Below are 25,729 nucleotides of genomic sequence, written 5' to 3'. Positions count from 1 at the left end.
TTATAGATAAATAATTACGTAATATTTTATGTATGGCATTAAAGAAATTAAATGGTTGGCTACTCAGGATTAACTCATCTAAGGTGAAAGAAGGTATCCGTAACTATTCCGACTATAGCCGAAATCAGACGATTGTTTTGCAATTATTATTGAATGTACTGTGTTTGTATACAGTGATTATGTGCTGTTAAATATAAAAAGGAATTTATATGAGCGATAATGAAGATAGAGATATTCGGATTGAAATAACCGATGGCGTCAATAGTCATGATTACGATGATTATGACGAAGATGATAATTCAAATTACACAGATAATGACAATGAAGATCGAGACAGAAACGAAAGAGAAAGAGATATTCAAGATGCCTCTGATATTGATTTAAACCAATATCCTGAAAAGTTAGTAATGGCATCAGCTGGCCTCCCTGCTTTAGGTTTCCTTACCTATCAAGGTGTTCTTAGTTTTACATCAAGTCCATTTGTTTCCGCTAATATTAAGAGTGTCTTTTCTAAGTCATTGACAGCGTTAAAAGCTAGCGCATTAGAAGCAATTTCTGTTGCTCCAAAACTGGCTAGAGTTACAGGTGTCGGAATTGCAATCGAAGGATTGTGGCCAAGTAGTAATATTATGTCTACTCAAGCTGAAATGGCTCTGCTGGGAAAATACGGTGTTTTAGACAGAGATATTTTTGATAGAAATAAAGCTCGTAAAGTTACAACCATGCCTGCTGATATTGTTACTAATCAAATTAGCAACATTGGTAAAAAAACATCATTAAGTATACATACTCAGGTTATGTCTGCTTTAGATAAGAATACTGGAAAGCAACGAACCATTGTATCAACGGGTCAGGCTATTAGTATTCCAATCGTAAAAGCAACAGCAACAAGTACACCTAATGTTTATACCGCTCCTATTATTGCAGGCGCAAAGTCAGTGCGTATTAGCGTTTCTGAAAACAAAGTAGATAAAAATAAACAGGTAGTCATCAACTCTAAGCCTAATGCTAGATATTATATTCCTTCATCTAAATTAAAGACTCATCATGCGATTGTTGATTTTGGCGGAAAGCATGAAGCTCTTTATGTCTCTATTATTGACGTTATTGATATAAATAATGAAAAGCAAATAGTGGAAAAAGAATGGGCTGAATGGTCGACTCTATATCCTTTAGAAGCCGCATTATTAGAACTTGAAGAAGCAAAAAAAAGATTAGCTGATATTGATAAACAATATCAGGCTCAAGTTGCTGTTATTAATAAACTCAAAGCTACGCCAGAAGGTTTGGCGTTAGCCGATCCTGTTAAAAATCCTCTTGTTTACCCTCAAAAAAATAAACAAAAAGAAGCGCTAAAAAATATTGAAATTTCATTTAATAATAAGAAGTTTCTATCTATTTTACTTAAGGATGGAGTCAAAAGTTATTTAGGAAATGTCGTTAATGAAGCAGTAAAAGAAAATATAGTCTCTGGTTGGCAGATAGTACTATTTTCCGCTCTCCATAATAGATTGGCAGACCAAGTGTTAGCAATGCATACTCAAATCGAAGATGCAAAGAAAAAACTGGCTCCCATTCTCGAATCACGAAAAAAAGCAGAGGGAAAGAAAAAAGCTGCTGAGGATAAGGTCGAGGATATAGAGAAAAAATTGGGTGCTTATGGTGAGGTAAATACCAAAGGAAAATCTAGTGGCCGTGAATTTAATAAAGATAAAGCTGGTGGACCAATTAAAGATTTAGATTGGAAAGATGTAAAAATCGATCGTGATGGCGTTGATAAAGTAAAATTACACACAGGGCGTTTTGGTGAGTCAGCTGATAACAAGGAAATGATTGATCGACTGGAAAAAATATTGCGTGGTGAAATAAAAGCTACTGATATTGACAAGCGGTTTTATACACATGAAATTAGAGAATTGGAACGGTATCGTAATTTAGGTATTAAAGATGGCGAGGTTCCGAATAATATTGATGAGGTTTGGAATAATACTCATACAGCGACACTAGAAGATTATAATATCAATGAACGGACGCAGCCTTTATATACACCAGAGGCTATCGAAGCATATGATAAATCTCAGGAGATAAGATAATGATTGATGTTGAAAGTATTTATAAAAACGAAAGCGTAGAAGATGTGCTTCTATATTTTGCCCCAAAAACGACGTACCCAAGCATTGATCGTTGTTATGTGAGATATAAATTTGAAGTTGTTGAAAAAGCTACACTTATAAAAACAATGGGTAAGCTTTTACAGGAAGGTAAATTAGCTAAAGATAAGAAGGGGCTAACAATTAAAGGCCCTAATTGGAAAGAGCCTAAATTTGTTACTCAAAAAAAATACGGAATTAAATAGATTTAAATCCATTTCGGTGGATTTTTTATTTTCTCATTAAAGTACGTTCTCAAATGTGCCAGTTGTTGCTGTTCAACTTCGGACGCAACGACTGGCATGTTTAGACATTCTATATGCGACACCACTTGTGGCTAAATCGACATTAATCTTGTCTTTTTCTTCTTGAGTTAGATTAGCTAAGTTCATATCGGATCCAGTTAGTTTTTTGGAGAGTATAGCGAGGAGGGGGGATTAAAAATGAAGGGAGGGTATAAAAGTATCACCTTTCTCACAGGTTCGATCTACAAATTAACTTCACTTTTCTTGATTGGGTAAAATATTTTAAATTCTATAATTTCCACATATAAATCAATATCAACTCTATTGTTTGTGAAGTCTGTAGGGAACGCTATCTATTACCTATTTTGTAAATTTAGAAATTATTCCTAGAGCAGCGTTTATCAATCCACGCTATTATCGCTATTATTTTGCTTCCTCATTCAATAACCAACAATAAATTTAGGTTTTTATATAGATATAAAATCAATTAATGATATTCGATATTTAAAGTTTTTATTTATTACTTATTTTTTCTGCTGGTGGGGTGTAACTCTAGACCAACAGATATCCTTGTATCTCCTGAAAATTTTTATCAAGTTTCAGAAAGAGTTTATCGTTCAGGACAACCAACACCTGGTGAAATGAAATGGTTAGAAGCCCAAGGTATCAAGACGATTATTAACTTACGTGAATATCATAGTGATAGTAATGATGTAAAAGGTACGCAATTAGAAACTTTTCACGTAAAAATGAACACAGGTAGAATTAATGATAAGGGCGTTATTGAGGTATTACGTAAAATAAATAGCACGTCTGATCCTGTGTTAGTGCATTGTTGGCATGGCAGTGATCGCACTGGGACTGTTATAGCAATGTATCGGCTAATATTTGAGAATTGGACAAAAGAGCAGGCTATTGCTGAATTAAGAAAAAAAGAATACGGCTATCACGAACTCTTTTTTCCTAATATTATTCAATACTTAGAAGAAATTGATATTTCCGCAATAAAACAACAAGTCTTTAATCAGCAGGTTGCGGATAAATAAACAAATTATTGATTTAATACGCTATTTAAGAAATGAAAATAGCGTATGCTAAATAATAAAGACGATGTTTATAAATTTATGTGGAAATAAAATGTCAAACAGTCAGATTAACTTGATGTCAGAAATCACTTGCCCACATAGTCATACAAAAAATGAAAACAATGCCAACGGATGCTTGCCAATGGTTTTATGAATGCACACATTGTCATATTCTATTAACCCCCCTTGAAGGCGATTGTTGTGTGTTTTGTTCTTATGGAACAGTACCTTGCCCACCGATTCAAGAAGAAAAATCATCTGAGAAAACATCATGTTGCTATCAACATGAGAGCAAATAATTATTTATCTATAACAGTTAAATAAAATAGTTTTATATTCAAAGGTAAATTAAACATCAATTAATTTATTGGTTTGATTTTAAAAATATATTCTTGTTTAAAAAATAAATTACTGCTAGATTTTATTTAGTCTATTTATAAGGTTTATTTTTATGTCATATTTTACAACCTCTCCAGCAATTATTATTACCATCACTTAGTGGTGGGGGATTGGTTGTATTAAGAACCCGCCAGATAAGCGGGTTTTTTTATTTTTAAACTCCTTATCTGGTACAAAGATAAAGATAAGGACAATAAATGTTTACTCCAGAAGAAGTTGATCAATATACCCAATCTCTAACGCAGCTAATTGCAAATGCAGACCAAGCTATTACTGACGAAAATTTTGAGTATCTAATGAGTTTTTATACTGAAAATGGCACCTTAGTGGTTAAAGATGATTTGCATGTTTCTGGTAAGCCTTCACTAAAAAAAGCATTTATGGCGATTGCTGGATTTTTTAATCACTCATTACAAGTTTCTCAAGGAAGAGTGAAAGTTATTTTGGGTGAAGATTGTGCGCTTGTTTTAGCACAAACACTTTTAAGTGCAAATATGCCAAATGAAGGAAAGTTTAATACAGTAAGAGAAGCCACTTATGTTTTTAAACTTATTAATGACCAATGGCTTTGTGTTATCGATAACTCTTATGGAACTGATTTATTAAAATCATCTTCTGATGCTCGTTTGCATTTTTTCTGTGGAAAAATTGCTTCTGGTAAATCAACGTTAGCAAAATCATTTGCTAAATTACCCAAAACGGTATTAATCAATGAAGATGAATGGTTATCGCGACTTTATCCAAATCAAATAAAGACAGTAACTGACTATATTGAAAAAAGTGAGTTAGTGAAGGGGGTATTAAGCGAACATATTGCAGTTCTTCTTAATGCTGGAAATACCGTTATTATGGATTTCCCAGCGAATACACCAAAGCAGCGACAATGGCTAAAATCATTAGCTGATAATACGGGAATGCCTTATTTATTTCATGTTTTGAAAGTAGAAAGTGCTGAGTGTAAAAAACGATTATCTTTACGTAATCAATCAGATGAGAACCCGTTTAAAACCACGGAAGTAGAATTTGATTTTATTACACAGCATTTTTCGTACCCTGATCCAGAAGAGCGATTAGTGATAAAAGAATATAATTAAATAACACCATAGATTTTTATATTAGCCCATAATATTGGGCTAATATTTTAAATCAGCTCAATAAGATAATCACAAAAACCGAATTATCTTATAAGATCAAAACCTAATAAAAGTACCACTTATCATGCATTGACAGTATTATGTGTAGAGTTTATGAATATGCGAACTATGATGCTGTCCATCATAAGATAATTAGCGGAGAACATTATGAAGTATCGCCTGTGCGGTGTTGCTCTTTCAGTCGCCTTACTTTCAGGATGTGCAAGTACCCCTAATAATGGGGAGGGGCGCTCTGACCCATTGGAAGGGTTCAACCGCCAGATGTTTGATTTTAACTACTATGTTTTAGACCCTTATATCTTACGCCCTGTTGCGGTTGTTTGGCGTGATTATGTGCCACCACCAGCAAGAAATGGCTTATCTAACTTTTTAGGTAACTTAGAAGAGCCTGCAAGTATGGTGAATAGCATATTGCGTGGTGATATTGAGAAAGGTGCGAAACACTTTGGTCGTTTCTGGATTAATACCGTTTTTGGCATGGGTGGCTTAATAGATGTCGCTGGTATGTCTAAAGAAACGATGGAAAAAGAAGTCCCAATGCGATTTGGTAGCACGTTAGGTCATTATGGTATGGATTATGGCCCTTATGTGGTTGTACCGGGCTATGGTAGCTTTACTGTCCGTGAAGAGGGCGGTGACTGGGCTGACTTAACGTATCCTATGCTGAGTTATTTAACGTTTTGGATGTCAGCAGGTAAGTGGGCATTAGAAGGAATTGAAACACGGGCACAATTGCTCGATTCAGATGCGATTTTGCAAAACTCTTCTGATCCATACTTAATGATGCGCGAAGCTTATTTCCAGCGTAACGACTTCCAAGCAGATGGCACTGTAAAAGAAAATCCTAATGCGAAAGCCATTGAAGATGACTTAGATTCTATCGATTAATTTATTATCTTTGTTAACTTGATGAATAAATAAAAAATGGTCTTAAAAAAGACCATTTTTTGTATAAAAAGCACAGTGAGAAATTAGAAACGGTAGTTAAAGTTCATACCGTATAACCACGCTTTACCTGATGATTCAAACTCATATGCAGGTAACGGTAAATCTTCAGATAATTTCTCTTTGATGGTGACTTTTTTACCATGCATATATGCTAAGCCAACATCAACAGACATATCTTTGTTAAATGCGTAAGTTGCCCCTGCACTTAACCAGAAACGGTCTTGGTCTGGAATAGAGATTGAGCGTTTATCAGCCGGAACAGGACTATCATCGAAAGCAATACCAGTACGGAATGTCCAGTTATCATCATGATAATAGGTTGTACCTAAAGCAACACGCCATGCGTCACGGAAGCCTTCTTCTTTCTTGAATAGTTGCTGACCATCACTCTTACGAGTGGCTCTTAACTCTTCAAATGCGCTCCAGCTTGTATAAGCGAAGTTATAGTGAACCGCCCATTTTGGTGCAACGCGGTGATAAGCGGCAAATTCCCAAATTTCAGGTAGGTTAAGGTCAAGTTTACCTTTAATGGTTTCACCGTTAGTGCCTACAATTCCCATTCCTTCGAGTTGTGGAATTGAACGTAAGTCACTTTGGTATTCACCGTCTTTAAATTTGACTTTCACTTTAGAACGGTAAGTGAAACTAATACGGTTACCTTCATCAAATTCATATAATAAACCGGCGTTCCAACCAAAGCCCCATGCATCACCCTTCAATTGAGCAAAGCGGTCACTTGGCGATAGGCTTGATAAATAACCGCCTAATTGCCCCATTCCCGGTTTTTGTGATAAAGCACCACCTAACACTTTACCCGCTTCGCCAACATGGCGAGTAATTTCTGCATCTGCATACAGAGCATTTAACCCTAAACCGACACTAAATTGGTTATTAACACGGTAACCTGTACTTAGATTTAAGTTCATGGTTCTTAAATCGGTTTTACCACCGATGAGTCCCGCAGGATAATCGTTCGGAAAATCTGTTGCTAAACCAAAGTTTGTTGTACCTGATGCGCCAATGGCCCATTTATCATTGATTGGTGCTACAAAGTGGATATTAGGCACTAATGCACTTGGTGCGATATCTTTTGCAGTGGTATCAGTACCAGTAAGAGGTGATTTACCTTTAACATCAACACTTGGATTAATAAGAATAGCACCGACAGAAATCTCAGGGCGATCGAACATGGTAAGTGCTGCTGGGTTACGGCTACCTACGCTTGCGTCATCGGCGATAACGCCTTCCCCTGAAAATGCACGCCCTAGTGCTGAAGTAGAATATTCATTTAACTGAAAACCGGCAGCGCCTGCTTGAGAGGAAATTGTTCCTACAATGGCAGCTAGTGCTGTGCGAGTAAACAGGTTTTTACGGTTCATGACCTAAACCCTCATAATTTTTTTAAGTTAGTAACTTCTGATTAGAAGCGCTGGATTTTAGGTGCGGTTGTCGTTATGACAAATCAGACCAGTTGATTAAGTATAAAGTTGAATACCCCAAATGTTGCAAGTATGTTTTACAAATATTGCCATTTAGATTCAATAATTGAGATTTGGTTAACATATTTTTCACAAAACATGCCAATAAAGATGTTTTTGATTGTTAAATAAACAGAATAATCAATTATTTTTGTAAAATTGTAATAAAATTTGAGCTAAAGCAGTTTATTTTATTTTTTTGCGATTATGATAGATAATTAACATTTCTTTCGTTGGGAGACTAAAATGGCAGACGCAATTAATCGTTGTAGTGCAGAAGAAACCGCTGCTTGCTGTTGTGTAGATGTGGGTACTATTATTGACAATAAGAATTGCACAGCGTCATATCAGCATGTCTTCGCTGATAAAGTACAAGCGCAAGCAATGTTAGATCAACTTAGTGCAAAAGCACAATCTATCGCTTCAGAGCCTTGCAAAATTAATCAACAATTTGCTGATGTTGATGGTGGTGTTCAACTTACCGCTGATTTTACATTCTCTTGTGAAGCAGAAAACCTAATTTTCCAATTAGGATTACGTTAATCCTCTGAAATTAATAGATTTAAGGCTGTTGAAATTCGACAGCCTTTTTTATATCTCTAGATCACTTCATTCTCTTTTCTATTATTATTGTTAAGTTTCAGACATTTCCTCGAAATATTGAGCGCTAACTCCCACTTCTCGTAAAATGACGTTTCTGAAAGGTGAAATTTTTGTTAACACTATTATCAGGTCAGACCTCTTTGGTGTCAGGAAATCATTTTGTCAGGAGTCGTTATGAAGTCATCAACGAACAGTGCTATGAAAGATCGCATCGCCATTATCAGCGGGCTACGCTTACCTTTTGCTAAACAAGCGACGGCGTATCGAGGAATACCTGCGGTTGAATTAGGGCGTTCAGTGGTTCAAGAATTAGTAACTCGCAATGAAATTCCTCCCGAAATTATTGATCAACTTGTTTTTGGTCAAGTGGTTCAAATGCCAGAGGCACCTAACATTGCCAGAGAAATTGTTCTCGGCGCAGGGTTAAGTGTAAAAACTGATGCTTATAGTGTAACAAGAGCATGTGCAACAAGCTTTCAGGCGATTGCTAACGTTGCTGAAAGCATGATGGCTGGACATGTTTCTGTCGGTATTGCTGGTGGTGCAGACTCTTCTTCAGTTTTGCCTATCGGCGTTAGTAAAAAGCTTGCAGATGTTTTATTAAGCCTTAATAAGGCTAAATCATTAGGCCAGAAATTAAGTTATTTAAGTCAATTACGATTTCGTGATCTCCTTCCTGTGGCACCCGCAGTTGCTGAATACTCAACGGGGTTGCGTATGGGAGATACTGCGGAGCAAATGGCAAAGACTTATCATATTTCCAGAGTTGCTCAAGATGAATTAGCGCATCGCTCTCATCAATTAGCAACGAAAGCATGGGAAATGGGTAAATTAGATGATGAAGTCATGACTGCGTTTTTCCCACCTTACAAAGAAGGCTTTCATCAAGATAATAATATTCGTAAAAACTCTGTTCTTGATTCTTATGCCAAACTCAAACCTGCCTTTGATCGTCGCCATGGTAGTGTCACTGCCGCAAACAGTACGCCATTAACCGATGGCGCAGCCGCTGTATTAATGATGAAAGAATCTGTTGCTAAAAGTCTCGGTTATCAGCCTTTAGGTTATTTGCGTAGTTATGCGTTTACAGCGACAGATGTTTGGAAAGATATGCTACTGGGACCATCATATGCCACACCACTTGCGCTTTCTCGCGCTGGTCTTGCATTGAGTGATTTAACGTTAATTGATATGCATGAAGCTTTTGCTGCACAAACATTAAGCAATTTGACACTATTTGCCAGTGAGCGTTTTGCTAAAGAGCAACTAGGATTATCCAAGGCGATTGGAGAAGTGGATATGGATAAATTTAATGTGCTAGGCGGTTCTATTGCTTATGGACATCCATTTGCAGCGACTGGCGCAAGAATGGTCACACAGACACTACATGAGCTTAAACGTCGAGGTGGAGGGTTTGGGCTAACCACTGCTTGTGCGGCTGGTGGATTAGGTGCAGCGATGATTTTGGAGGTGGAATAATGGAACAACAACAAACAACACTAGATAAATCATCTGTTTTTCAATTCTCAGTTCGTAATGACAAAGTGGGCGTTATCACTATTGATGTTATTGGCGAAAAAGTAAATACGCTAAAAGCAGAGTTTGTGCAGCAGTTTCAAGATATTTTAAGGCAAGCTCAGCAACACTCTGGTGTAAAAGGATTGATTATCACTTCAGGTAAAACAGACAGTTTTATTGCGGGTGCGGATATCTCCATGATTGCGGGTTGTAAAACCAAAGAAGAAGCGAGTGCATTAGCAAAAGCAGGACAGGATCTTTTTACGCAACTTGAAAATTACCCATTACCTGTTGTGGCCGCTATCAATGGTGCATGCCTTGGGGGAGGGCTTGAATTAGCCTTAGCCTGTCATGGACGAATTTGTTCTGATAATATCAAAACACGTTTAGGGCTTCCTGAAGTGCAACTTGGATTACTGCCGGGATCTGGCGGAACTCAACGTTTACCTAGTCTTATTGGTGTGACATCTGCGTTAGATATGATCTTAACGGGTAGACAAATTAATGCGAAACGAGCCTTAAAATTAGGCCTTGTAAACGATGTTGTCTCACAAGATATTCTATTAGAAGTTGCGGCTAAATGGATTTTATCGGGTAAAAAAGAGCAGAAAAAACATTCGATAATGGATCGCTTTTGGGCAAATACGACTTTAGGTAGAAATATACTGTTTGGGCAAGCAAAAAAACGCACATTAGCCAAGACGAAAGGTCACTATCCAGCAGCAGAGCGTATTCTTCATGTTATTGAACGAGGCCTTGAGAAAGATATTCAAACAGGTTTTAAAGAAGAGGCTAATGCATTTGGTGAACTAGCGATGACACCCGTCTCATCGGCATTAAGACATCTATTTTTTGCCTCTACGGCACTTAAAAATGAAAATGGATCATCCGAGAAACCAGATAATTTACACCATATCGGTATTTTAGGTGGTGGATTAATGGGCGGTGGTATTGCCTTTGTGACTGCAACAAAAGGTAATTTACCAGCAAGAATTAAAGATATTAGCGATAAAGGAATTGCTCAGGCGCTTAATTATAGTTGGAAAGCGCTTTCAGCCAAAGTGAGCAAAAAAAGGTTATCTCCACGCGAACGTCAACGTCAAATGGGGCTACTCTCGGGTTCTTTGGATTACAGCGGTTTTCATCAAGCAAATATTATTGTTGAAGCGGTTTTTGAAGATCTGACCTTAAAACAGAAGATGGTTGCAGATATCGAAGAAGTAGGAAAAGGTAAAATTATTTTTGCTTCAAATACCTCTTCACTCCCTATTCATAAAATTGCAGAAACAGCAAAATACCCAGAAAAAGTGATCGGACTTCACTATTTTAGTCCAGTAGAAAAAATGCCTTTGGTTGAAGTTATTCCGCATGAAAATACCGATGAAAAAACTATTGCTACAACAGTAGCTTTTGCGAAAAAGCAGGGTAAGGTTGCAATAGTTGTCGGTGATAAACCGGGATTCTATGTTAACCGTATTCTTGCTCCTTATATCAGTGAAGCATTGACATGCTTAGTACAAGGAGAGCCTATTGAGAATATTGATAAAGCTCTTGTTCAGTTTGGTTTTCCTGTAGGGCCTATTCAGTTATTGGATGAAGTGGGGATTGATATTGGAACCAAAATAACACCAATACTAGTGAATGCATTTGGTGAAAGGTTTGCTTCTCCTCCGGCTGTCGATGCCATTATTGCTGATGATAGAAAAGGTCGTAAAAATGGACGAGGTTTTTATCTTTATGTAAAACATGCATTACCTTTCTCATTAGGTAAAAATAAAAAACAGCCTGATCCAGCTATATATCGGTTATTACAAATTAAACCTAAAAGCCAATTATCTTCCTCTGAAATTACGGAGCGTTGTTTATTATTAATGTTAAATGAGGCCGTTCGTTGTTTAGATGAAAATATTATAAAGCAACCACGAGATGGTGATATTGGTGCTGTATTTGGTATCGGTTTTCCTCCTTTTTTTGGTGGTCCATTCCGTTATATGGACAGTATGGGAACCACAAAAGTGGCAGAAAAGCTCAATCAACTTGCCGATAGGTATGGAGAAAAATATCGGCCTTGTGAACGTTTAGTTGAAATGGCTAAACGAAATGAACGTTTTTACGATTAACATCATCACATTACCATTGCTTTTTCCTTTTGTGACATTTGTTTTGATTGAGGCGCTTAGGCGCCTTTTTTCTTGTACTTTTTGCGTCAGATTAATAATTGGTGAATTTTTAATGGAAAAAGAGGTCGAAAGTGTTAATGATAGCCAGATATAGCAAAATAGTTATTTGAAAATAAATTTAAAAACGAAGTTATTTAAAATAAAATTCTGAAAATGATGTTGATTTGTAAACCAACGGCATGATCTTAAAAATATTAATAATGCTATTGCAATTAAGGTATTGAAGATTTTTATATGGGGATATATTGATTTAAACTGAATTAAATTAAGTATCTTAAAACTGTAAATGCCAGTAATTACAAAAATAAAATAGGTTTGATAATTTACTATGCAAATTTTTATTATGCGCCACGGAGAAGCAGCTCTTGATGCTGCTAGCGATGCACTAAGGCCACTGACTGAACGTGGAAAAAGTGAATCAATAAAAATGGCTGAATGGATGATAAAGCAAGGACATATAATTGATTATGTTTTAGTCAGCCCTTATTTACGTGCTCAACAGACATTGGATGCAGTAAAAGCAGATTTAGCTCTACCTAATAAAATAGAAACAGATGATGGACTTATCCCAGGAGGTAATCCTTCACATGTTGCACATTACTTACGTGCCTTGGGCGATACAGGATATAAAAATATTCTTGTTATTTCTCACTTACCTTTAGTGGGTTATGTTGTCGCTGAACTCTGTCCTGCGGTATGTGCTCCTATGTTTTCAACATCAACCATTGCCTGTGTTGATTTTGATTTATCAAAAGGTGCAGGGGAGTTGCTATGGCAAGTGTCACCCTCAATATTGAAATAAAAATCAACTAATTAAGTAAATAATTAACACCTTATTTCACCCGATAGGTGATTTAAGGGTTAATGCAATAGAATCTTTGAGATTTAGCGGCGAGCAATATCGTCGTTTTCTACGAGTACTAATAATGCTGCATCACCTCCCCATTCTTTAGGGGCTTGATGAAAAGCAATTACATCAGGGTGTTGTGCTAACCAAAGAGGTGTTTGCTGCTTTAAAATATGTTTGCCATGTCCATGCATAATACAGGCACAATAAACATGTTCTCGTCTACATGCCGCAATCAATGCGCCAATCTCTTGTTTTGCAATTAACTGTGTTAATCCGTGCAAATCTAGAAAAAATTCAGGTACATAATCACCACGACGTAGTTTTTTTAATTCATAAGCATTAGCGCCTTCCCTTAAATAGCGCATTGGGCCTTCTGTGGCTAAGTTAGGCTGAAATTCATCTGAAAAATAATAAGAGGCATCAACTTGCTCTTGTTGCAGACGTTCAGGCGCATAATGTGTTACTTTTTTACGTTTTGGCGAATGAAGTATTTTATCCTGAGGTAATTTCTTAGTACCTTTTATCATCTCCTGAAACAACTCAATTTCAGAAGGCGGTAATGAAAATTTTTTATTCATTTTTTACGATTCTTCATAGTGTTACTGTCTTTATAAGGCAATAGTACATGAAATAGCGTCAGAGATAAAAAAGTATAGGCCATAAATTTAGCGTAAAAAAAGGCAGGGAATTTACCCTGCCGAAATAGTCACATAGTTAGCAAATATAGGCTAGTTAACAAGTTGCTCTACTCATGATATCTGTGGAACATAAAATATTGCTATATCTTCAGGTTGTGATGAAAAACGATAAAAAGATATTTAAATAGTCTTTAAAATTAGTTATTTGCTTTCAAGTGACTTCATATTGAATGAAAAACATCTACAGGCGCATTTTGGTACACAGTTAATTCTTTCATGCTCTAAGTATGGTTCAATTTCATTTACTTGCTAATAAAAGTTAAATTAAAAGTATAAAATGCCAATCTTTATTTATGAATAGATCATAAATTTTGCTTTTGATTACCTGATTGAAGTTTAAAACCACACTAAGTATGCGGGTATGGTAAAGAGAATAATAATGTAGTGATGTTTTTTTATGGTTTCCCGCTGATTTATCGCGATCTTCATGGCAAACTACAGACTTTCTATTTCTTCAGAGGACAACAGTTTTGGATATAACACTAAAAGAGGAAGCGGTTGCTGATCTAAGCACGATCCTAGATATGTTACGTTGGGCTATGAGTCAGTTTAATTCATCTGATATTTACTATGGTCATGGCACAGATAACGCGTGGGATGAAGCATTACAGCTGGTATTACCGACCATCGCACTTCCTTTAGATATTCCAGATGCGCTGTTATCAACCAAGTTAACAACTTCTGAAAAGATGGAAATTATTACGCTGATCGAAAGCCGTATTGAACAGAAAATCCCAGTTCCTTATTTAACGCATAGCGCTTGGTTTTGTGGCCACGAATTTTATGTCGATGAACGTGTTCTTATTCCTCGCTCTCCTATTGGCGAATTAATCAATAATCATTTTGATGGTTTAATTCAGCAAGAGCCCGCACGCATTCTCGACTTATGCACCGGAAGTGGCTGTATTGCTATTGCTTGTGCTCATGAATTTGAAGATGCTGAAGTTGATGCGGTTGATATTTCTGAAGATGCACTGGAAGTGGCTGAATTTAATATTGAAAACCATGGTTTAGTGCATCGTGTTTATCCAATGCAGTCAGATTTATTTAATGCAATTGTTCCAACACCTTACGATATTATTGTGACAAATCCGCCGTATGTTGATGTAGAAGATATGGGCGATTTACCTGATGAATACCAAGTTGAACCTGAATTAGCATTAGCTTCAGGTATTGATGGTCTTGATATTACAAGACAAATTTTGCTAAAAGCGCCTGAATATCTGAGTGAAAAAGGTATTTTAGTGTGTGAAGTGGGTAATAGTATGGTTCATTTAATTGAGCAATTCCCTGAGGTTCCATTTACATGGCTTGAGTTTGAAAATGGTGGACTCGGTGTCTTTATGCTGACTCGTGAACAGCTCATAGAATATTCAGCGTGTTTTTCTACTGATAAACATTGATGTAACAGCAATGAGACGGTAGATTGTTATTTATTGTAAATAACATATTGATAACATCACACAGTAAAAGATAGGAATAAAGGGATGGCAGGAAACAGTATCGGACAATTATTCAGAGTCACTACTTTCGGTGAGTCTCATGGTATTGCATTAGGTTGCATTGTTGATGGTGTGCCTCCTGGATTACCTTTAACAGAAGCTGACTTACAAATTGATTTAGATAGACGTAGACCCGGAACATCGCGTTATACCACTCAACGCCGTGAACCTGATCAAGTACGCATTTTGTCAGGTGTATTTAATGGTGTTACAACAGGAACAAGCATTGGTTTATTGATTGAAAACACTGATCAACGCTCCCAAGATTACAGTGAAATCAAAGATGTTTTTCGCCCTGGTCATGCTGATTATACCTACGAGCAAAAATATGGTTTGCGTGATTATCGTGGTGGTGGGCGCTCTTCTGCACGAGAAACTGCAATGCGTGTTGCTGCTGGTGCAATCGCTAAAAAATACCTAAAAGAGAAAATGGGTATTGAAGTAAAAGGCTATCTTTCTCAGCTAGGCCCAATTACTTGTGATCTTGTTGATTGGTCTATCGTTGAAACCAACCCGTTTTTCTGCCCAGATCCTTCTCGTTTAGAAGCACTTGATGAATACATGCGTGCGCTTAAAAAAGAAGGCAATTCGATTGGTGCAAAAGTGACTGTGGTTGCAGAAGGTGTACCAGCCGGATTTGGTGAGCCTGTTTTTGACAGACTAGATGCAGATTTAGCACACGCGTTAATGAGTATTAATGCAGTTAAAGGAATTGAAATTGGTGATGGTTTCGGTGTTGTAACCTTAAAAGGCACTAAAAATAGAGATGAAATCACTAAAAATGGTTTTACTAGCAATCATGCAGGTGGCATTTTAGGTGGGATTAGCAGTGGTCAGCCTATTGTTGCTCATATCGCTTTAAAACCAACATCTAGCATTACTATTGCAGGAAAAACAATTAATCGTGATGGTGAAGAAGTCGATATGATAACCAGAGGTCGTCATGATCCTTGTGTGGGAATTCGCGCTATCCCTATTGCAGAAGCAATGATGGCAATTGTATTGCTCGATCATGCATTGCGCCAACGTGGACAATGTGGTGATGTTGTACCTCCGCTAATGCAATGGTAATCATTCTACATCAATAACGTGGTCGATAAACTGTTGTAAGTTTGATGTTAGCTTTAAAGGTGTGAGCGCCTAATTTTATTATGCTCAGATCGTGTTGCTGTGGTTTTTTTAAATAATGAGATAAACACAGCAACGCGTCCTTCATTCCTAATAATTCGGATAGATAAATGGATTGGCTCTTTTCAGATGGCATCTACCTTCTTCTCTTCTGTGTTGCTTTAATCGCAGGTTTTATTGATTCAATAGCTGGTGGCGGTGGATTAATCACCATTCCAGCTTTGTTATCTGCGGGGATCCCGCCAGTTCAAGCTCTCGCAACAAATAAATTACAATCAGTAGGTGGCTCGTTCTCAGCTACGCTCTATTTTATACGTCGAAAGGTTATTGATTTAAAAGCGCAACGATTTGCAATTTTAATGACTTTTATTGGTGCAGTTTCTGGTGCAATGTTAGTGCAGTTTATTAACCCCGAAATTCTTAAACAAGCGCTTCCTATTCTTACCATTGCCATTGGCCTTTATTTCCTTTTTACTCCATCAATAGGTGCTCAAGACAGTAAACAACGCATTGGTTACTATACTTTTGGGGTAATATTAGGCGGCGGTGTCGGTTTTTATGATGGTATTTTTGGACCAGGTACAGGTTCTTTTTTCGCTTTAGGTTATGTCATGTTACTTGGATATAATCTTTCAAAAGCGACTGCTCATGCTAAATTGCTCAACTTTACCTCTAATTTTGGCTCTTTACTGTTTTTTATTATTGGTGGGCAGGTTATTTGGACTATTGGTTTAGTTATGCTTTGTGGGCAATTTATTGGTGCTCGCTTAGGTGCAGGTTTAGTATTAACAAAAGGGCAAAAATTAATAAGACCTATGCTGGTCATTATCTCCTTTTTGATGAGTATCAAACTCATTCATGACAATCATGGCGATACTATTGCACTTTGGTTTTCTGCACTTTTTAATTAGGAATAGATGGTTTTTAAATGTCAGCACATCATTATCAACAGTTAATTGATATTTTTAATCAATGTTTTAGCGAAAGTTTTCAAACTCGTTTAGTTAAAGGGGATGATGAGCCGATTTATTTGCCTGCAAATGAAGAGACGCCTTATCACCAAATCATTTTTGCTCATGGCTTTTATGCCAGTGCTTTACATGAAATATCACATTGGTGTATTGCTGGAGAGGCTCGCCGCCAACAAGTTGATTATGGTTACTGGTATTGTCCAGATGGACGAGATGAAACCACTCAAGGACAGTTTGAAGTTGTAGAAATCAAACCTCAAGCATTAGATTGGTTATTTTGCCAAGCTGCTGGTTATCCTTTCAATGTCAGTTGTGACAATTTAGAAGGTAACTTTGAGCCTGATCGTTATGAGTTCAGAAATAAAGTTAGAGAACAAGTACTCGCTTATTTACGAGATAAAAACACGCCACCTCGTGCACAGCTATTTATTAATGCGTTACATTTGTTTTACAATACCCCAGAGCTAACCGAAGAGATGTTTCCTTATCAGGAAAATCCTTTAGTTAATTAAGGATTGCGAGAATAACTATCGCTTATCCACTGTGAAGGTTTTACCCTATAGGGTGGAGTCTGAAGTAGTAAGGTTGCTAGAACACATGTATTTATGCTCTGTTAATACAGGGTAAATATAAAAATAGCAACATTATATATTGAGGATAAATAATGCTTTCTGAGTATGAAGCGTACTTATTAGATAAAATTGACAGCCGTGTTGAACATGCCACTGATGATGAATTATTTGCAGGTGGATATTTACAAGGCCATATTACACTGGCTATTGCTGAACTTGAGCAAGAAAATAACACACAGTTAGAAGCGTTAAGAGCGCGTGTAGAAGAGAGCATTCAAAAAGCGATAAAAGCAGGTGAGCTTTCACCACCTGATCAAGCGTTAGTTTTATCTACTTGGCATGATTTAGTTAACTCAATTAATTAGTCCTGCATGTCTATTAAGAGAACAACCGGTATAAATCGGTTGTTTTTTCTTTCTTAATATCTTATTAAAATCACAGCCATTAAGTCATATTTAAGATATTTACTGTTGAATTAGATTGGTTTTTATACAAAAATTGATCCTTACTATTTATCAATTGTTTTTATTTGATTTTTCAAAGTCGATGTATCTCTCATTGATTAAGCATAATAGTGCTATCTTTTGTAACTCCTTGCCATTTCTGTAAAATTACTTTTAAATGTTTTTTAGGAATGTTTCTCGGGATGCAAATGATTTGCATAGAATATTTATGATAAGGATAACGATACGATGAAAAATTTCTTTAAAATAGGCTTACTGACTAGCGCAGTTTTATTTTTATCTGCTTGTGATCAATTTGATTTAGATAATAAAAAAAACAAGTTTTATTACAGTAATCCAAGCGAAAAAGTCATTAGTTTTAGTGTCGATGATAAAGAATATCAGGTTGAACCAGGTAAAAATGGTTATATAACGCTGTCACCTGGTGAGCATAGCTTAAAAGATAGTGCCGGTAATGATGCTCGATTTATGGTTTATGATCAGAATAATGGTGGCATACTAAATCCTGATAATTTTATGTATTACACCCTTTCAGAAGTTTATGCAGTAAAGGGAAAAACAGATCAATTTAAACCTGTCGATTACCCCGTTATTATTAATGGCTATGAATTTGAACTTCCAGTGCGTAGCACTAATGCCACATTAATCGATGGTAATATCTTTCAGTGTACTTATGCCTTAGGTGAGCCATTTCCTAATGAAATCCGCACTCGCAATAAAAATAATAATGGTGGCATAAAAAATAAATGCTTTGATAAACCAGAATTTATTAAATACATTTCAGCGGAATACAACAAAGATTTAGAGCCGTTTACTCAAGAAGATGAATATAACGATTCTGTTAATCTGGATTTAGACTATATGTTACCGACAGCAGAATTTACTGATCCTGATATTCAAGCTGAAGCAGAAGAGCTTGTTTCATTGTTAAATCAAGTTCAAGAAAGTGAAGATCCGAAGATCCATAACACACTAAAAGATAAACTTCATAAGGCGACACTTGCTGTTGTTCGCGCTTATAGTAACCGTGTGGTGAAGGATTCAGTGGAAGACAATATGTACTATAATCGTTTTATTATAGAGACTCAGAAGTTTCAATCTTACGGTATATTACCTAAAGATTAACAACTTAAAAAATAAGAAGCTATTTTAGTATTAACATAAGCCATCCAACAGGATGGCTTTTTAATAAATTAAGTATAAAAGCATAAAAGCATAAAAGTATAAAAGCACCTAAGCTGGAAACAGAGATGACAACAACACAAAACAAAATAAAAAATAACGATATTACGATCCGTCAAACACAAATCGATGATGCCACTAAATTGCCTGCTATTGAGCAATCAGCAGGACAGCTCTTTAGTACTTTAGAAGACTTACGTTGGATAAGTGAAAGTGGCGTACAAAGTGTTGAAAAACATTTAGCGTTTATTGATCAGCAAGGGCATTGGGTAGCAGTTAATAGTGATAACGAACCAGTTGGTTTTATCATGACGACTGATTTACCAGAAAGCTTATTTATCCATGAGCTCTCAGTGAGCCAAGATTGGCAAAATAGGGGAATTGGTAAGTTACTTATTAAAAAAGTAAAAGATGAAGCAAAAGTACATAAGTTTGACTCTGTTACGTTGACAACATTTCGCCATGTTCCTTGGAATGCACCGTATTATCAACGTTTAGGTTTTTCTATTTTACCAGAAAGCGAGATCCCTCATTCTTTGCAAGAAATCTTAGACGATGAAGTTGAAAGAGGGGGTTTTGTAAAAGAAACGCGCTGTGCAATGAAGTTTGAGATTTAGCTTCTCCTTGGACATGGTGATCTCGGATATAATAGCGAGATAATCAAAAAGTAAAAAATAAGCAACCGAGTTTGGTTGCTTATACATTTATTCCACTTCAATAGGCTTCCCACGCAGTAATGGTCTTACCCAAAAACGATTAGGGTGTAAGGCATTCAATACATTATCTTCAACCGGAAAAGGCTCGTCAAAAATTTGGCTTGCAAGAATTTCTGCTGATAAAGGCGCTGAACATAATCCACGAGAGCCTAATGCACTGATAATATAAAGTTGAGGATAAGCAGGGGCTAAAGCTGGCGTTTGTTTTCTACGTTTAAATCTATCTAAATGCGTATATGCCGCTTGTAGTTTTTCAAAATCAGGTACTTCGCCTAATAACGGCAGGTGGTCACGTATAGTGCAACGAATACCTATTCGAGCTTCATTTCGGCTAAAATCAACATCTTTAACCCAAGGCGCTTTTGCTAAGCACTGTGTAAGATGAGCTTGATTGCTTTCTTGTTCTTGCGTTGAGACTGCTAAATCTAATCTATCGCGACGAAAGCTTGCTCCCACACAATGCAAATTATCTTGGTGATCAACAGGTGTAAAATAGCCATCATAACAAAGCACAGTTTTTAGTTTTGATAATGTCTTTGTTGTTGGAATATGGCTAACTTGCCCTCTGACTGCGCTAATAGGTAATTTTTCACTTTGAGTAAAGTCTGTAATTCGATGTCCATTTGCCAAAATAACGCAATCATGTTGTGATTGAAATTGTGTCGTACTTTCTCCATCGTGATGAACAACCTCTAAGCGCCAAGATGCTTCTTGTGCGCTTATTTGAGTAACTTGATGATTAAATCGCAATGTTAACCCTAATTGTTCAGCATATTTTAATGTATTGATTGTGAGCTCAGTCGGTGAAAGCCAGCCCGCTTGTGGGTAAAACAAAGCATCATAATTAACGTCTAATCCGCTGAGTTTATTGATTTCGTCTTTATCGAGGTAACACGCTATTTGAGCAAAGGGTATGGAATTATCGATAATTCTCTGCGCTTTTTTACGAACTTTTTCGTTATAAATAACTTGTGCAACGCCAGACCATTGATGTGAAAAAGGAATGCCTGCTTTACTTAGGTTGTCATAAGTGCGATGAGCAAATAAAAATGCGGTTGTAAAAAATTGTTCTAGTTCATCGGATTTGCCATTGAGTAAAGGATACAATACGCCTTGTCGATTACCTGAGGCATTAGTTGCAGGTTGTTTATCTTCACAATACAAGGTGACATTGGCATCTCTTCTTAGGCAAGAAAGCGCGGTAAATGTGCTGGCAATGCCACCGCCTATAATTGCAATGTTCTGTGCTTTGGTTGCACTTGGTCTGGCATAGTAAGGGAGAAATTCAGGAGATGAAGGATGTGGAAAAATACCTGTCAGCATCTCTCTTTTTTGGCCAAATCCTTTGATTTTATTTATCTCAAAACCAACACTTTGCAAACCTCGTTTGACAATCCCTGCGGCGGTAAACGTTGCGAATGTGCCGTTTTCCCGCATTGAATCAGCCATCGATTGAAAGAGAGTTTCGCTCCACATTTGTGGGTTTTTAGAAGGCGCAAAACCATCTAAGAACCAAGCATCCACTTTATTATGTAGTGCTTGGCGAGTTTGGGGCAACAAGATATTGATATCACCAAACCATAAATCCAGTGTAATTGCTCCATCAGCAAGAATAATGCGATGACAACCCTCAATGGCTAATGGCCATTGAGAACAAAGTGCTTGTGAATATTTTTCCAGTTCAGGCCAATGGCAATGTGCAGATTGTAAGTCACTTTTTGTAAGAGGAAATTTCTCGAAACTAACATAATGAAGACGTTTTAAACGAGAGTCAGGGGATGTTTGCCTAAATTGCTCGAAAGCTTGCCACAGTGTTAAAAAATTAAGCCCAGTACCAAATCCTGTTTCTGCGATAACACATTCAGAGCGTACATGTGTACCAAAACGTGATGGAAAATGATTTCCATGTAAGAACACATGTCGAGTTTCTTCTAGACCGTCTTGGTTTGAAAAGTAAATATCGCCAAATTGTTCAGAGATAGGCGTACCAAGTTCATTCCAACTTAAAGACGCAGTAGTTATCGGGCTATTATTCACGGAACTGCCTGTATTTCTCGAAAAAATTAATTAATATCTTAGCGCCGTTAGGTTGCTTGCGCCAGCCTTAAAGGGGAAAGTGTTTTATTAGCTTATCTGTATTTTTGTAAAAAAGATCCTGATCGGACTTGTTCGGCGTACAACTGTACGCTAAAGTGCTACTCAGAAATCCCGCAGCTACAACTATTATTGTAAAGAGGTATGAATGAAGCGCGCAGTGATCACGGGTCTGGGTATTGTTTCGAGCATTGGTAATAACCAGAAAGAAGTGCTGGATTCTTTAAAAGAAGGTCGTTCCGGGATAACTTTCTCAGAAGAATTTAAAGAGATGGGGCTTCGTAGCCACATTTGGGGCAACGTTAAGCTTGATACTGAAGGTCTTATTGACCGTAAAATCCGCCGTTTTATGAGCGACGCATCGGTTTATGCCTATTTATCTATGCAAGAGGCGATAGCTGATTCAGGTCTGACTGAAGACCAAGTTTCTAATATTCGTTCTGGCTTAGTCGTTGGTTCTGGTGGTGGCTCTCCACGTAACCAAGTCCAAGGTTCTGATGGCATGAGAGCAAAAGGCCTACGTGGCGTAGGTCCTTATATGGTAACTCGTGCAATGGCATCAGGTGTTTCAGCTTGTTTAGCAACACCTTTCAAAATTAAAGGCGTTAACTATTCAATCAGTTCTGCTTGTTCAACATCGGCACACTGTATTGGTCACGCCGTTGAGCTTATCCAGTTAGGCAAACAAGATGTTGTATTTGCTGGTGGTGGTGAAGAGTTAAGTTGGGAAATGACCTGCGAATTTGACGCAATGGGCGCACTCTCAACTAAATATAACGAAACTCCAACCAAAGCTTCTCGTACTTACGATAAAAACCGTGATGGTTTTGTTATCGCTGGCGGTGGCGGTATTGTGGTTGTTGAAGAGTTAGAGCACGCATTAGCGCGTGGTGCACATATCTATGGTGAAGTCGTAGGTTATGGCGCAACGTCTGATGGTGCAGACATGGTGGCTCCTTCAGGTGAAGGTGCAGTGCGTTGTATGCAAATGGCGATGCAAGGTGTTGATAAAGTTGATTATATCAATACACACGGTACTTCAACGCCAGTTGGCGATCTAAAAGAGCTTGAAGCTATCGCAGAAGTGTTTGGCTCGCATACACCAGCTATCTCAGCAACAAAAGCAATGACTGGTCACTCATTAGGTGCGGCTGGTGTGCATGAAGCAATTTATAGCTTACTGATGTTAGAGCATGGATTTATTGCACCAAGCATCAATATTGAAGAATTAGACGATAAAGCAATGGGTATGAACATCATTACTCAACCAACAGAACAGAAGCTGGAGACTGTAATGTCAAATAGCTTTGGTTTTGGTGGTACAAATGCTTCACTAGTCATGAGTAAATATAAAAAATAGTTAGATATACTTATATTTTCTTATTAAAAAAAGCAGGCTTCATTTAAATGGAGTCTGCTTTTTTATTTTAAATTCATTATGCCAAATAATTTATTATTCTAATAAAGATATCTTTCGAATAAAAATCATTAAAAAAAGATTATATAAATAACGCTTAAAAATACCTTTTCTAATAGTTACTCATTTTATTATTCTAATAAAATAGACTGTTTTTGTTAATGTGTTGTTTACATTGATAAAATTAAATCAGGTTCATTTTATCTCAATCGTTTAATTTAATTTCACCCAAAACCATTAAATGTTTTGTTTTATATGGGGTTAGGAGAATGGAACGGTTGAATAAGATAAAAAGAGCGCGAAAAAATTGATCTGGGTTATTTTATTACAAATAAGTAGGAGCTATTTAATATAAAAGTTGGTAATGTTTGCCACGGATACTTGTATTACTTTATATTTTATACTTTGATTTCTTGTGTCAGTTTTATTTATTAAACCTAACATTATGAATGTGACCGGCTAAGAATTTAGCCGGCATTTTTTTATTGTTGTCTTTTTGACATTGACTCACATCTCCTGGCGACAATCTGCTTTTTTCTGAGCAGACCGACGTCGGAAATTCAGTGGCGTTCTGAGTTGTTGCACTAAGAGCACGCCAAGTAACACAATACCACCACCCACTAAGTGATAACTATGCATTTCTTCACCAAGAAGCGCGATAGCGATCATTGCAGTAAATAATGGCATTAGGTTCATAAAAATAGAGGTCGTATTTGCACCTAATTTCATTACACCTAAAATCCACAAATAAGGTGCAAGAATAGAAGCACCGATACCTGCGAAGATAACTAATCCAATATTATCTTTTGTTAATGCAACACTTTCGGCAAGAAAGAAGTTTGGTAATAATAACAAAACACCAAATCCAATTTGTACATAAAGTGATTGCCAGTTAGGTAGCGCAATTGACCAGCGTTTTGTTAATACGCCATAGAGGGCGTATGACGCCGAAGCAATAAACATCATCAGTTCACCATAACCCAAACCTTGAGAAAGCAACTGAGAAGGTTCGCCACGGCTAATTAGCCAAACTAAGCCACTAATTGAAAGCACTGTGCCTAAAACAATACCTACTGTCGGTACAACACGTAAAACAAAAATACTAATAATAACGGTCAATAATGGGATGAGAGAATTCAAAATCCCCATAAATGTTGCACTAACGTAATGCGCCGCATAGTAAGCCAAACTTTGGTACATCACCATCCCTAATGCACCAAGAATAAACAATTTCCACCAATATTGTTTGACGGTTTTACGATGATGCCAAACTGGCATGATCAAAAAAGGAGTCATAATTAAAAAGGCGAGGAACCAACGATAAAAAGAGATTGCAGCGGGATCGATAACAGACGCGGCTGCTTTATTAACGACTGCATTAATGGACCAGATTAGCACCGCTAAAAGCGGAAAAATTGCGTTTTTCATTATTCTCACATCTATTTTTAAACCAGGTCGCTATTGTAAGCCTGTCTGATTAGATATATATAATGAAAACCAGACAAGTGATAGGCCAATAAAGACAACATGACAAGAGAACAACATAAAGATGACAATTGAACAACAAAAAATGCAATGGTTATTGTCTGATCCAGATACGGTTCGATTTCGTGATGAGCAACTATTAGCTGAAACCGAGTTTGTTTATCATCAACATGATTTTGGTCAGCTACTTTATGTAATTTCTGGTGTAATGGATTTAGAAGCTGGGGGACAGCGATTTTTGGCGCCACCAGAGTTTAGTGTATGGATACCCAAAAATGTAGGGCATGCCAGTTACAATAAAAAAACACTCTCTTTTAAGGTATTAGATATCGCGCCGAATTGGTGTGAAGGACTATTAGATAAACCTTGTTTGATTCAATTGAGTGCTATTTTTTCAACCATATTTTCTGACTTTTTCCATCGTGGTGTCTGTAAACCACAAACAGAAGAAGATTTTCGCTTAGCCCAAGTACTGATTGATCAACTTAAAGCTTCACCAATACATCATACTTATTTACCTTCCTCTAAAGATAAATTACTTGCCCCTATACTTTCTGTATTAGAGCAAAATCCGGCAGATAACACCTCGTTAGAAGAATGGGCTAAAAAACGTTATACCTCAGAAAGAACACTTTCTCGTCGTTGCCAACAGGAATTAGGTATGTCTTTTAGCGAATGGCGTAAACGCCTACGCTTTTTACATGCAATTTCTTTATTAGAGCAAGGGAAAAGTGTGAATGAAATTGCATTTGATGTGGGATATAGCTCTTCGTCTTCATTTATTGCGATGTTTCAACAATTTGCTGGCACAACACCAGAACGTTTTCGTCGATTACCCAATTGTTAAGCCTTCTTTGCATATATTTACTTAAAATCTAGGCGGATTTTAC

Annotated in this window: 23 protein-coding genes and 1 pseudogene; 19 read left to right on the top strand and 5 right to left on the bottom strand. The window is 36.9% G+C overall.

Annotation, left to right across the window (positions count from 1 at the left end):
• The first annotated feature begins 209 nt into the window (after positions 1-209).
• Positions 210-2,093, top strand: coding sequence for a colicin-like bacteriocin tRNase domain-containing protein (locus C0T34_RS03650; RefSeq protein WP_109849705.1), 1,884 nt, complete (start codon positions 210-212; stop codon positions 2,091-2,093).
• Complete coding sequence (locus tag C0T34_RS03645) at positions 2,093-2,356, top strand: immunity protein (RefSeq protein WP_098942329.1); 264 nt, start codon at positions 2,093-2,095, stop codon at positions 2,354-2,356. The genes C0T34_RS03650 and C0T34_RS03645 overlap by 1 nt, the downstream gene beginning before the upstream one ends.
• Before the next feature lie 2 nt (positions 2,357-2,358).
• On the opposite strand, the pseudogene C0T34_RS03640 reads toward C0T34_RS03645, so the two are convergent.
• Positions 2,359-2,542: pseudogene (locus tag C0T34_RS03640) on the bottom strand (DNA polymerase III subunit theta).
• Between the two features lie 392 nt (positions 2,543-2,934).
• On the opposite strand from C0T34_RS03640, the gene C0T34_RS03635 reads away from it, so the two are divergent.
• The 4 genes from C0T34_RS03635 to mlaA all read left to right on the top strand — a co-directional run bounded on the left by C0T34_RS03635 (position 2,935) and on the right by mlaA (position 5,921).
• The gene (locus tag C0T34_RS03635; protein WP_162556808.1) at positions 2,935-3,441 is read left to right on the top strand and encodes a dual specificity protein phosphatase family protein; all 507 of its coding nucleotides are present in this window, start codon (positions 2,935-2,937) and stop codon (positions 3,439-3,441) included.
• Positions 3,442-3,593: 152 nt separating this feature from the next.
• Positions 3,594-3,779, top strand: a complete 186-nt coding sequence (locus C0T34_RS03630; RefSeq protein ID WP_196556227.1) for a GDCCVxC domain-containing (seleno)protein — start codon at positions 3,594-3,596, stop codon at positions 3,777-3,779.
• Between the two features lie 297 nt (positions 3,780-4,076).
• Positions 4,077-4,973, top strand: a complete 897-nt coding sequence (locus C0T34_RS03625) for an AAA family ATPase (RefSeq protein WP_231039402.1) — start codon at positions 4,077-4,079, stop codon at positions 4,971-4,973.
• 207 nt (positions 4,974-5,180) lie between these two features.
• Positions 5,181-5,921 carry a phospholipid-binding lipoprotein MlaA gene (mlaA, locus tag C0T34_RS03620; protein ID WP_098942332.1) on the top strand — a complete coding sequence of 247 codons (741 nt, stop codon included), beginning with the start codon at positions 5,181-5,183 and terminating at the stop codon, positions 5,919-5,921.
• A gap of 83 nt (positions 5,922-6,004) precedes the next feature.
• Here the strand turns inward: mlaA and fadL are convergent, their stop codons facing one another.
• Positions 6,005-7,360, bottom strand: a complete 1,356-nt coding sequence (gene fadL, locus C0T34_RS03615) for a long-chain fatty acid transporter FadL (protein WP_098942333.1) — start codon at positions 7,358-7,360, stop codon at positions 6,005-6,007.
• A 345-nt stretch (positions 7,361-7,705) separates the two neighbouring features.
• On the opposite strand from fadL, the gene C0T34_RS03610 reads away from it, so the two are divergent.
• The 4 genes from C0T34_RS03610 to sixA all read left to right on the top strand — a co-directional run bounded on the left by C0T34_RS03610 (position 7,706) and on the right by sixA (position 12,562).
• Positions 7,706-8,002: a YfcZ/YiiS family protein gene (locus C0T34_RS03610; protein WP_006533378.1), complete on the top strand. Its 297-nt coding sequence runs from the start codon at positions 7,706-7,708 to the stop codon at positions 8,000-8,002.
• A 234-nt stretch (positions 8,003-8,236) separates the two neighbouring features.
• On the top strand, positions 8,237-9,541 hold the full coding sequence (gene fadI / locus C0T34_RS03605) for an acetyl-CoA C-acyltransferase FadI (protein WP_109849703.1): 1,305 nt from the start codon (positions 8,237-8,239) through the stop codon (positions 9,539-9,541).
• Positions 9,538-11,700 (top strand): fatty acid oxidation complex subunit alpha FadJ, encoded by a 2,163-nt coding sequence (gene fadJ / locus C0T34_RS03600; protein WP_109849837.1) that lies wholly within the window; start codon positions 9,538-9,540, stop codon positions 11,698-11,700. The genes fadI and fadJ overlap by 4 nt, the downstream gene beginning before the upstream one ends.
• 388 nt (positions 11,701-12,088) lie before the next feature.
• Positions 12,089-12,562: a phosphohistidine phosphatase SixA gene (gene sixA / locus C0T34_RS03595; RefSeq protein ID WP_098942335.1), complete on the top strand. Its 474-nt coding sequence runs from the start codon at positions 12,089-12,091 to the stop codon at positions 12,560-12,562.
• Between the two features lie 83 nt (positions 12,563-12,645).
• On the opposite strand, the gene smrB is transcribed toward sixA, so the two are convergent.
• A complete protein-coding gene (gene smrB, locus C0T34_RS03590) occupies positions 12,646-13,188 on the bottom strand; it encodes an endonuclease SmrB (protein WP_075670570.1) in 543 nt (180 codons plus the stop codon).
• A 590-nt stretch (positions 13,189-13,778) separates the two neighbouring features.
• Here smrB and prmB point away from each other — a divergent pair.
• From prmB to C0T34_RS03555, 7 genes are all read left to right on the top strand, one after another.
• Positions 13,779-14,711 carry a 50S ribosomal protein L3 N(5)-glutamine methyltransferase gene (gene prmB, locus C0T34_RS03585; protein WP_109849702.1) on the top strand — a complete coding sequence of 311 codons (933 nt, stop codon included), beginning with the start codon at positions 13,779-13,781 and terminating at the stop codon, positions 14,709-14,711.
• Between the two features lie 84 nt (positions 14,712-14,795).
• Positions 14,796-15,881, top strand: coding sequence for a chorismate synthase (aroC, locus tag C0T34_RS03580; RefSeq protein WP_109849701.1), 1,086 nt, complete (start codon positions 14,796-14,798; stop codon positions 15,879-15,881).
• A 167-nt stretch (positions 15,882-16,048) separates the two neighbouring features.
• Positions 16,049-16,849, top strand: coding sequence for a sulfite exporter TauE/SafE family protein (locus C0T34_RS03575; RefSeq protein ID WP_098942336.1), 801 nt, complete (start codon positions 16,049-16,051; stop codon positions 16,847-16,849).
• A gap of 17 nt (positions 16,850-16,866) precedes the next feature.
• On the top strand, positions 16,867-17,421 hold the full coding sequence (locus C0T34_RS03570; RefSeq protein ID WP_088495095.1) for an elongation factor P hydroxylase: 555 nt from the start codon (positions 16,867-16,869) through the stop codon (positions 17,419-17,421).
• A 152-nt stretch (positions 17,422-17,573) separates the two neighbouring features.
• Positions 17,574-17,846: a YfcL family protein gene (locus C0T34_RS03565; RefSeq protein WP_006533359.1), complete on the top strand. Its 273-nt coding sequence runs from the start codon at positions 17,574-17,576 to the stop codon at positions 17,844-17,846.
• A 327-nt stretch (positions 17,847-18,173) separates the two neighbouring features.
• The gene (locus C0T34_RS03560) at positions 18,174-19,070 is read left to right on the top strand and encodes a hypothetical protein (RefSeq protein WP_109849700.1); all 897 of its coding nucleotides are present in this window, start codon (positions 18,174-18,176) and stop codon (positions 19,068-19,070) included.
• A gap of 125 nt (positions 19,071-19,195) precedes the next feature.
• Entirely contained in the window at positions 19,196-19,744 is a 549-nt protein-coding gene (locus C0T34_RS03555) for a GNAT family N-acetyltransferase (RefSeq protein WP_098942338.1), read from the top strand.
• Between the two features lie 87 nt (positions 19,745-19,831).
• On the opposite strand, the gene mnmC is transcribed toward C0T34_RS03555, so the two are convergent.
• Entirely contained in the window at positions 19,832-21,880 is a 2,049-nt protein-coding gene (gene mnmC, locus C0T34_RS03550) for a bifunctional tRNA (5-methylaminomethyl-2-thiouridine)(34)-methyltransferase MnmD/FAD-dependent 5-carboxymethylaminomethyl-2-thiouridine(34) oxidoreductase MnmC (RefSeq protein ID WP_098942339.1), read from the bottom strand.
• A 205-nt stretch (positions 21,881-22,085) separates the two neighbouring features.
• Between mnmC and fabB the strand changes: the two genes are divergently transcribed.
• On the top strand, positions 22,086-23,297 hold the full coding sequence (gene fabB, locus C0T34_RS03545; protein WP_098942340.1) for a beta-ketoacyl-ACP synthase I: 1,212 nt from the start codon (positions 22,086-22,088) through the stop codon (positions 23,295-23,297).
• Positions 23,298-23,861: 564 nt separating this feature from the next.
• Here fabB and C0T34_RS03540 read toward each other — a convergent pair.
• Entirely contained in the window at positions 23,862-24,782 is a 921-nt protein-coding gene (locus C0T34_RS03540; RefSeq protein WP_098942341.1) for an EamA family transporter, read from the bottom strand.
• A gap of 121 nt (positions 24,783-24,903) precedes the next feature.
• On the opposite strand from C0T34_RS03540, the gene C0T34_RS03535 reads away from it, so the two are divergent.
• A complete protein-coding gene (locus C0T34_RS03535) occupies positions 24,904-25,686 on the top strand; it encodes a helix-turn-helix transcriptional regulator (RefSeq protein ID WP_075670590.1) in 783 nt (260 codons plus the stop codon).
• The last annotated feature ends 43 nt before the right edge of the window (positions 25,687-25,729 follow it).

The sequence above is a fragment of the Proteus sp. CA142267 genome (assembly GCF_003336825.1).
Taxonomy (GTDB): Bacteria; Pseudomonadota; Gammaproteobacteria; order Enterobacterales; family Enterobacteriaceae; genus Proteus; species Proteus terrae.
Note: the sequence above shows the minus strand (reverse complement) of the source record. Positions and strands in the feature narration are given on the sequence as shown.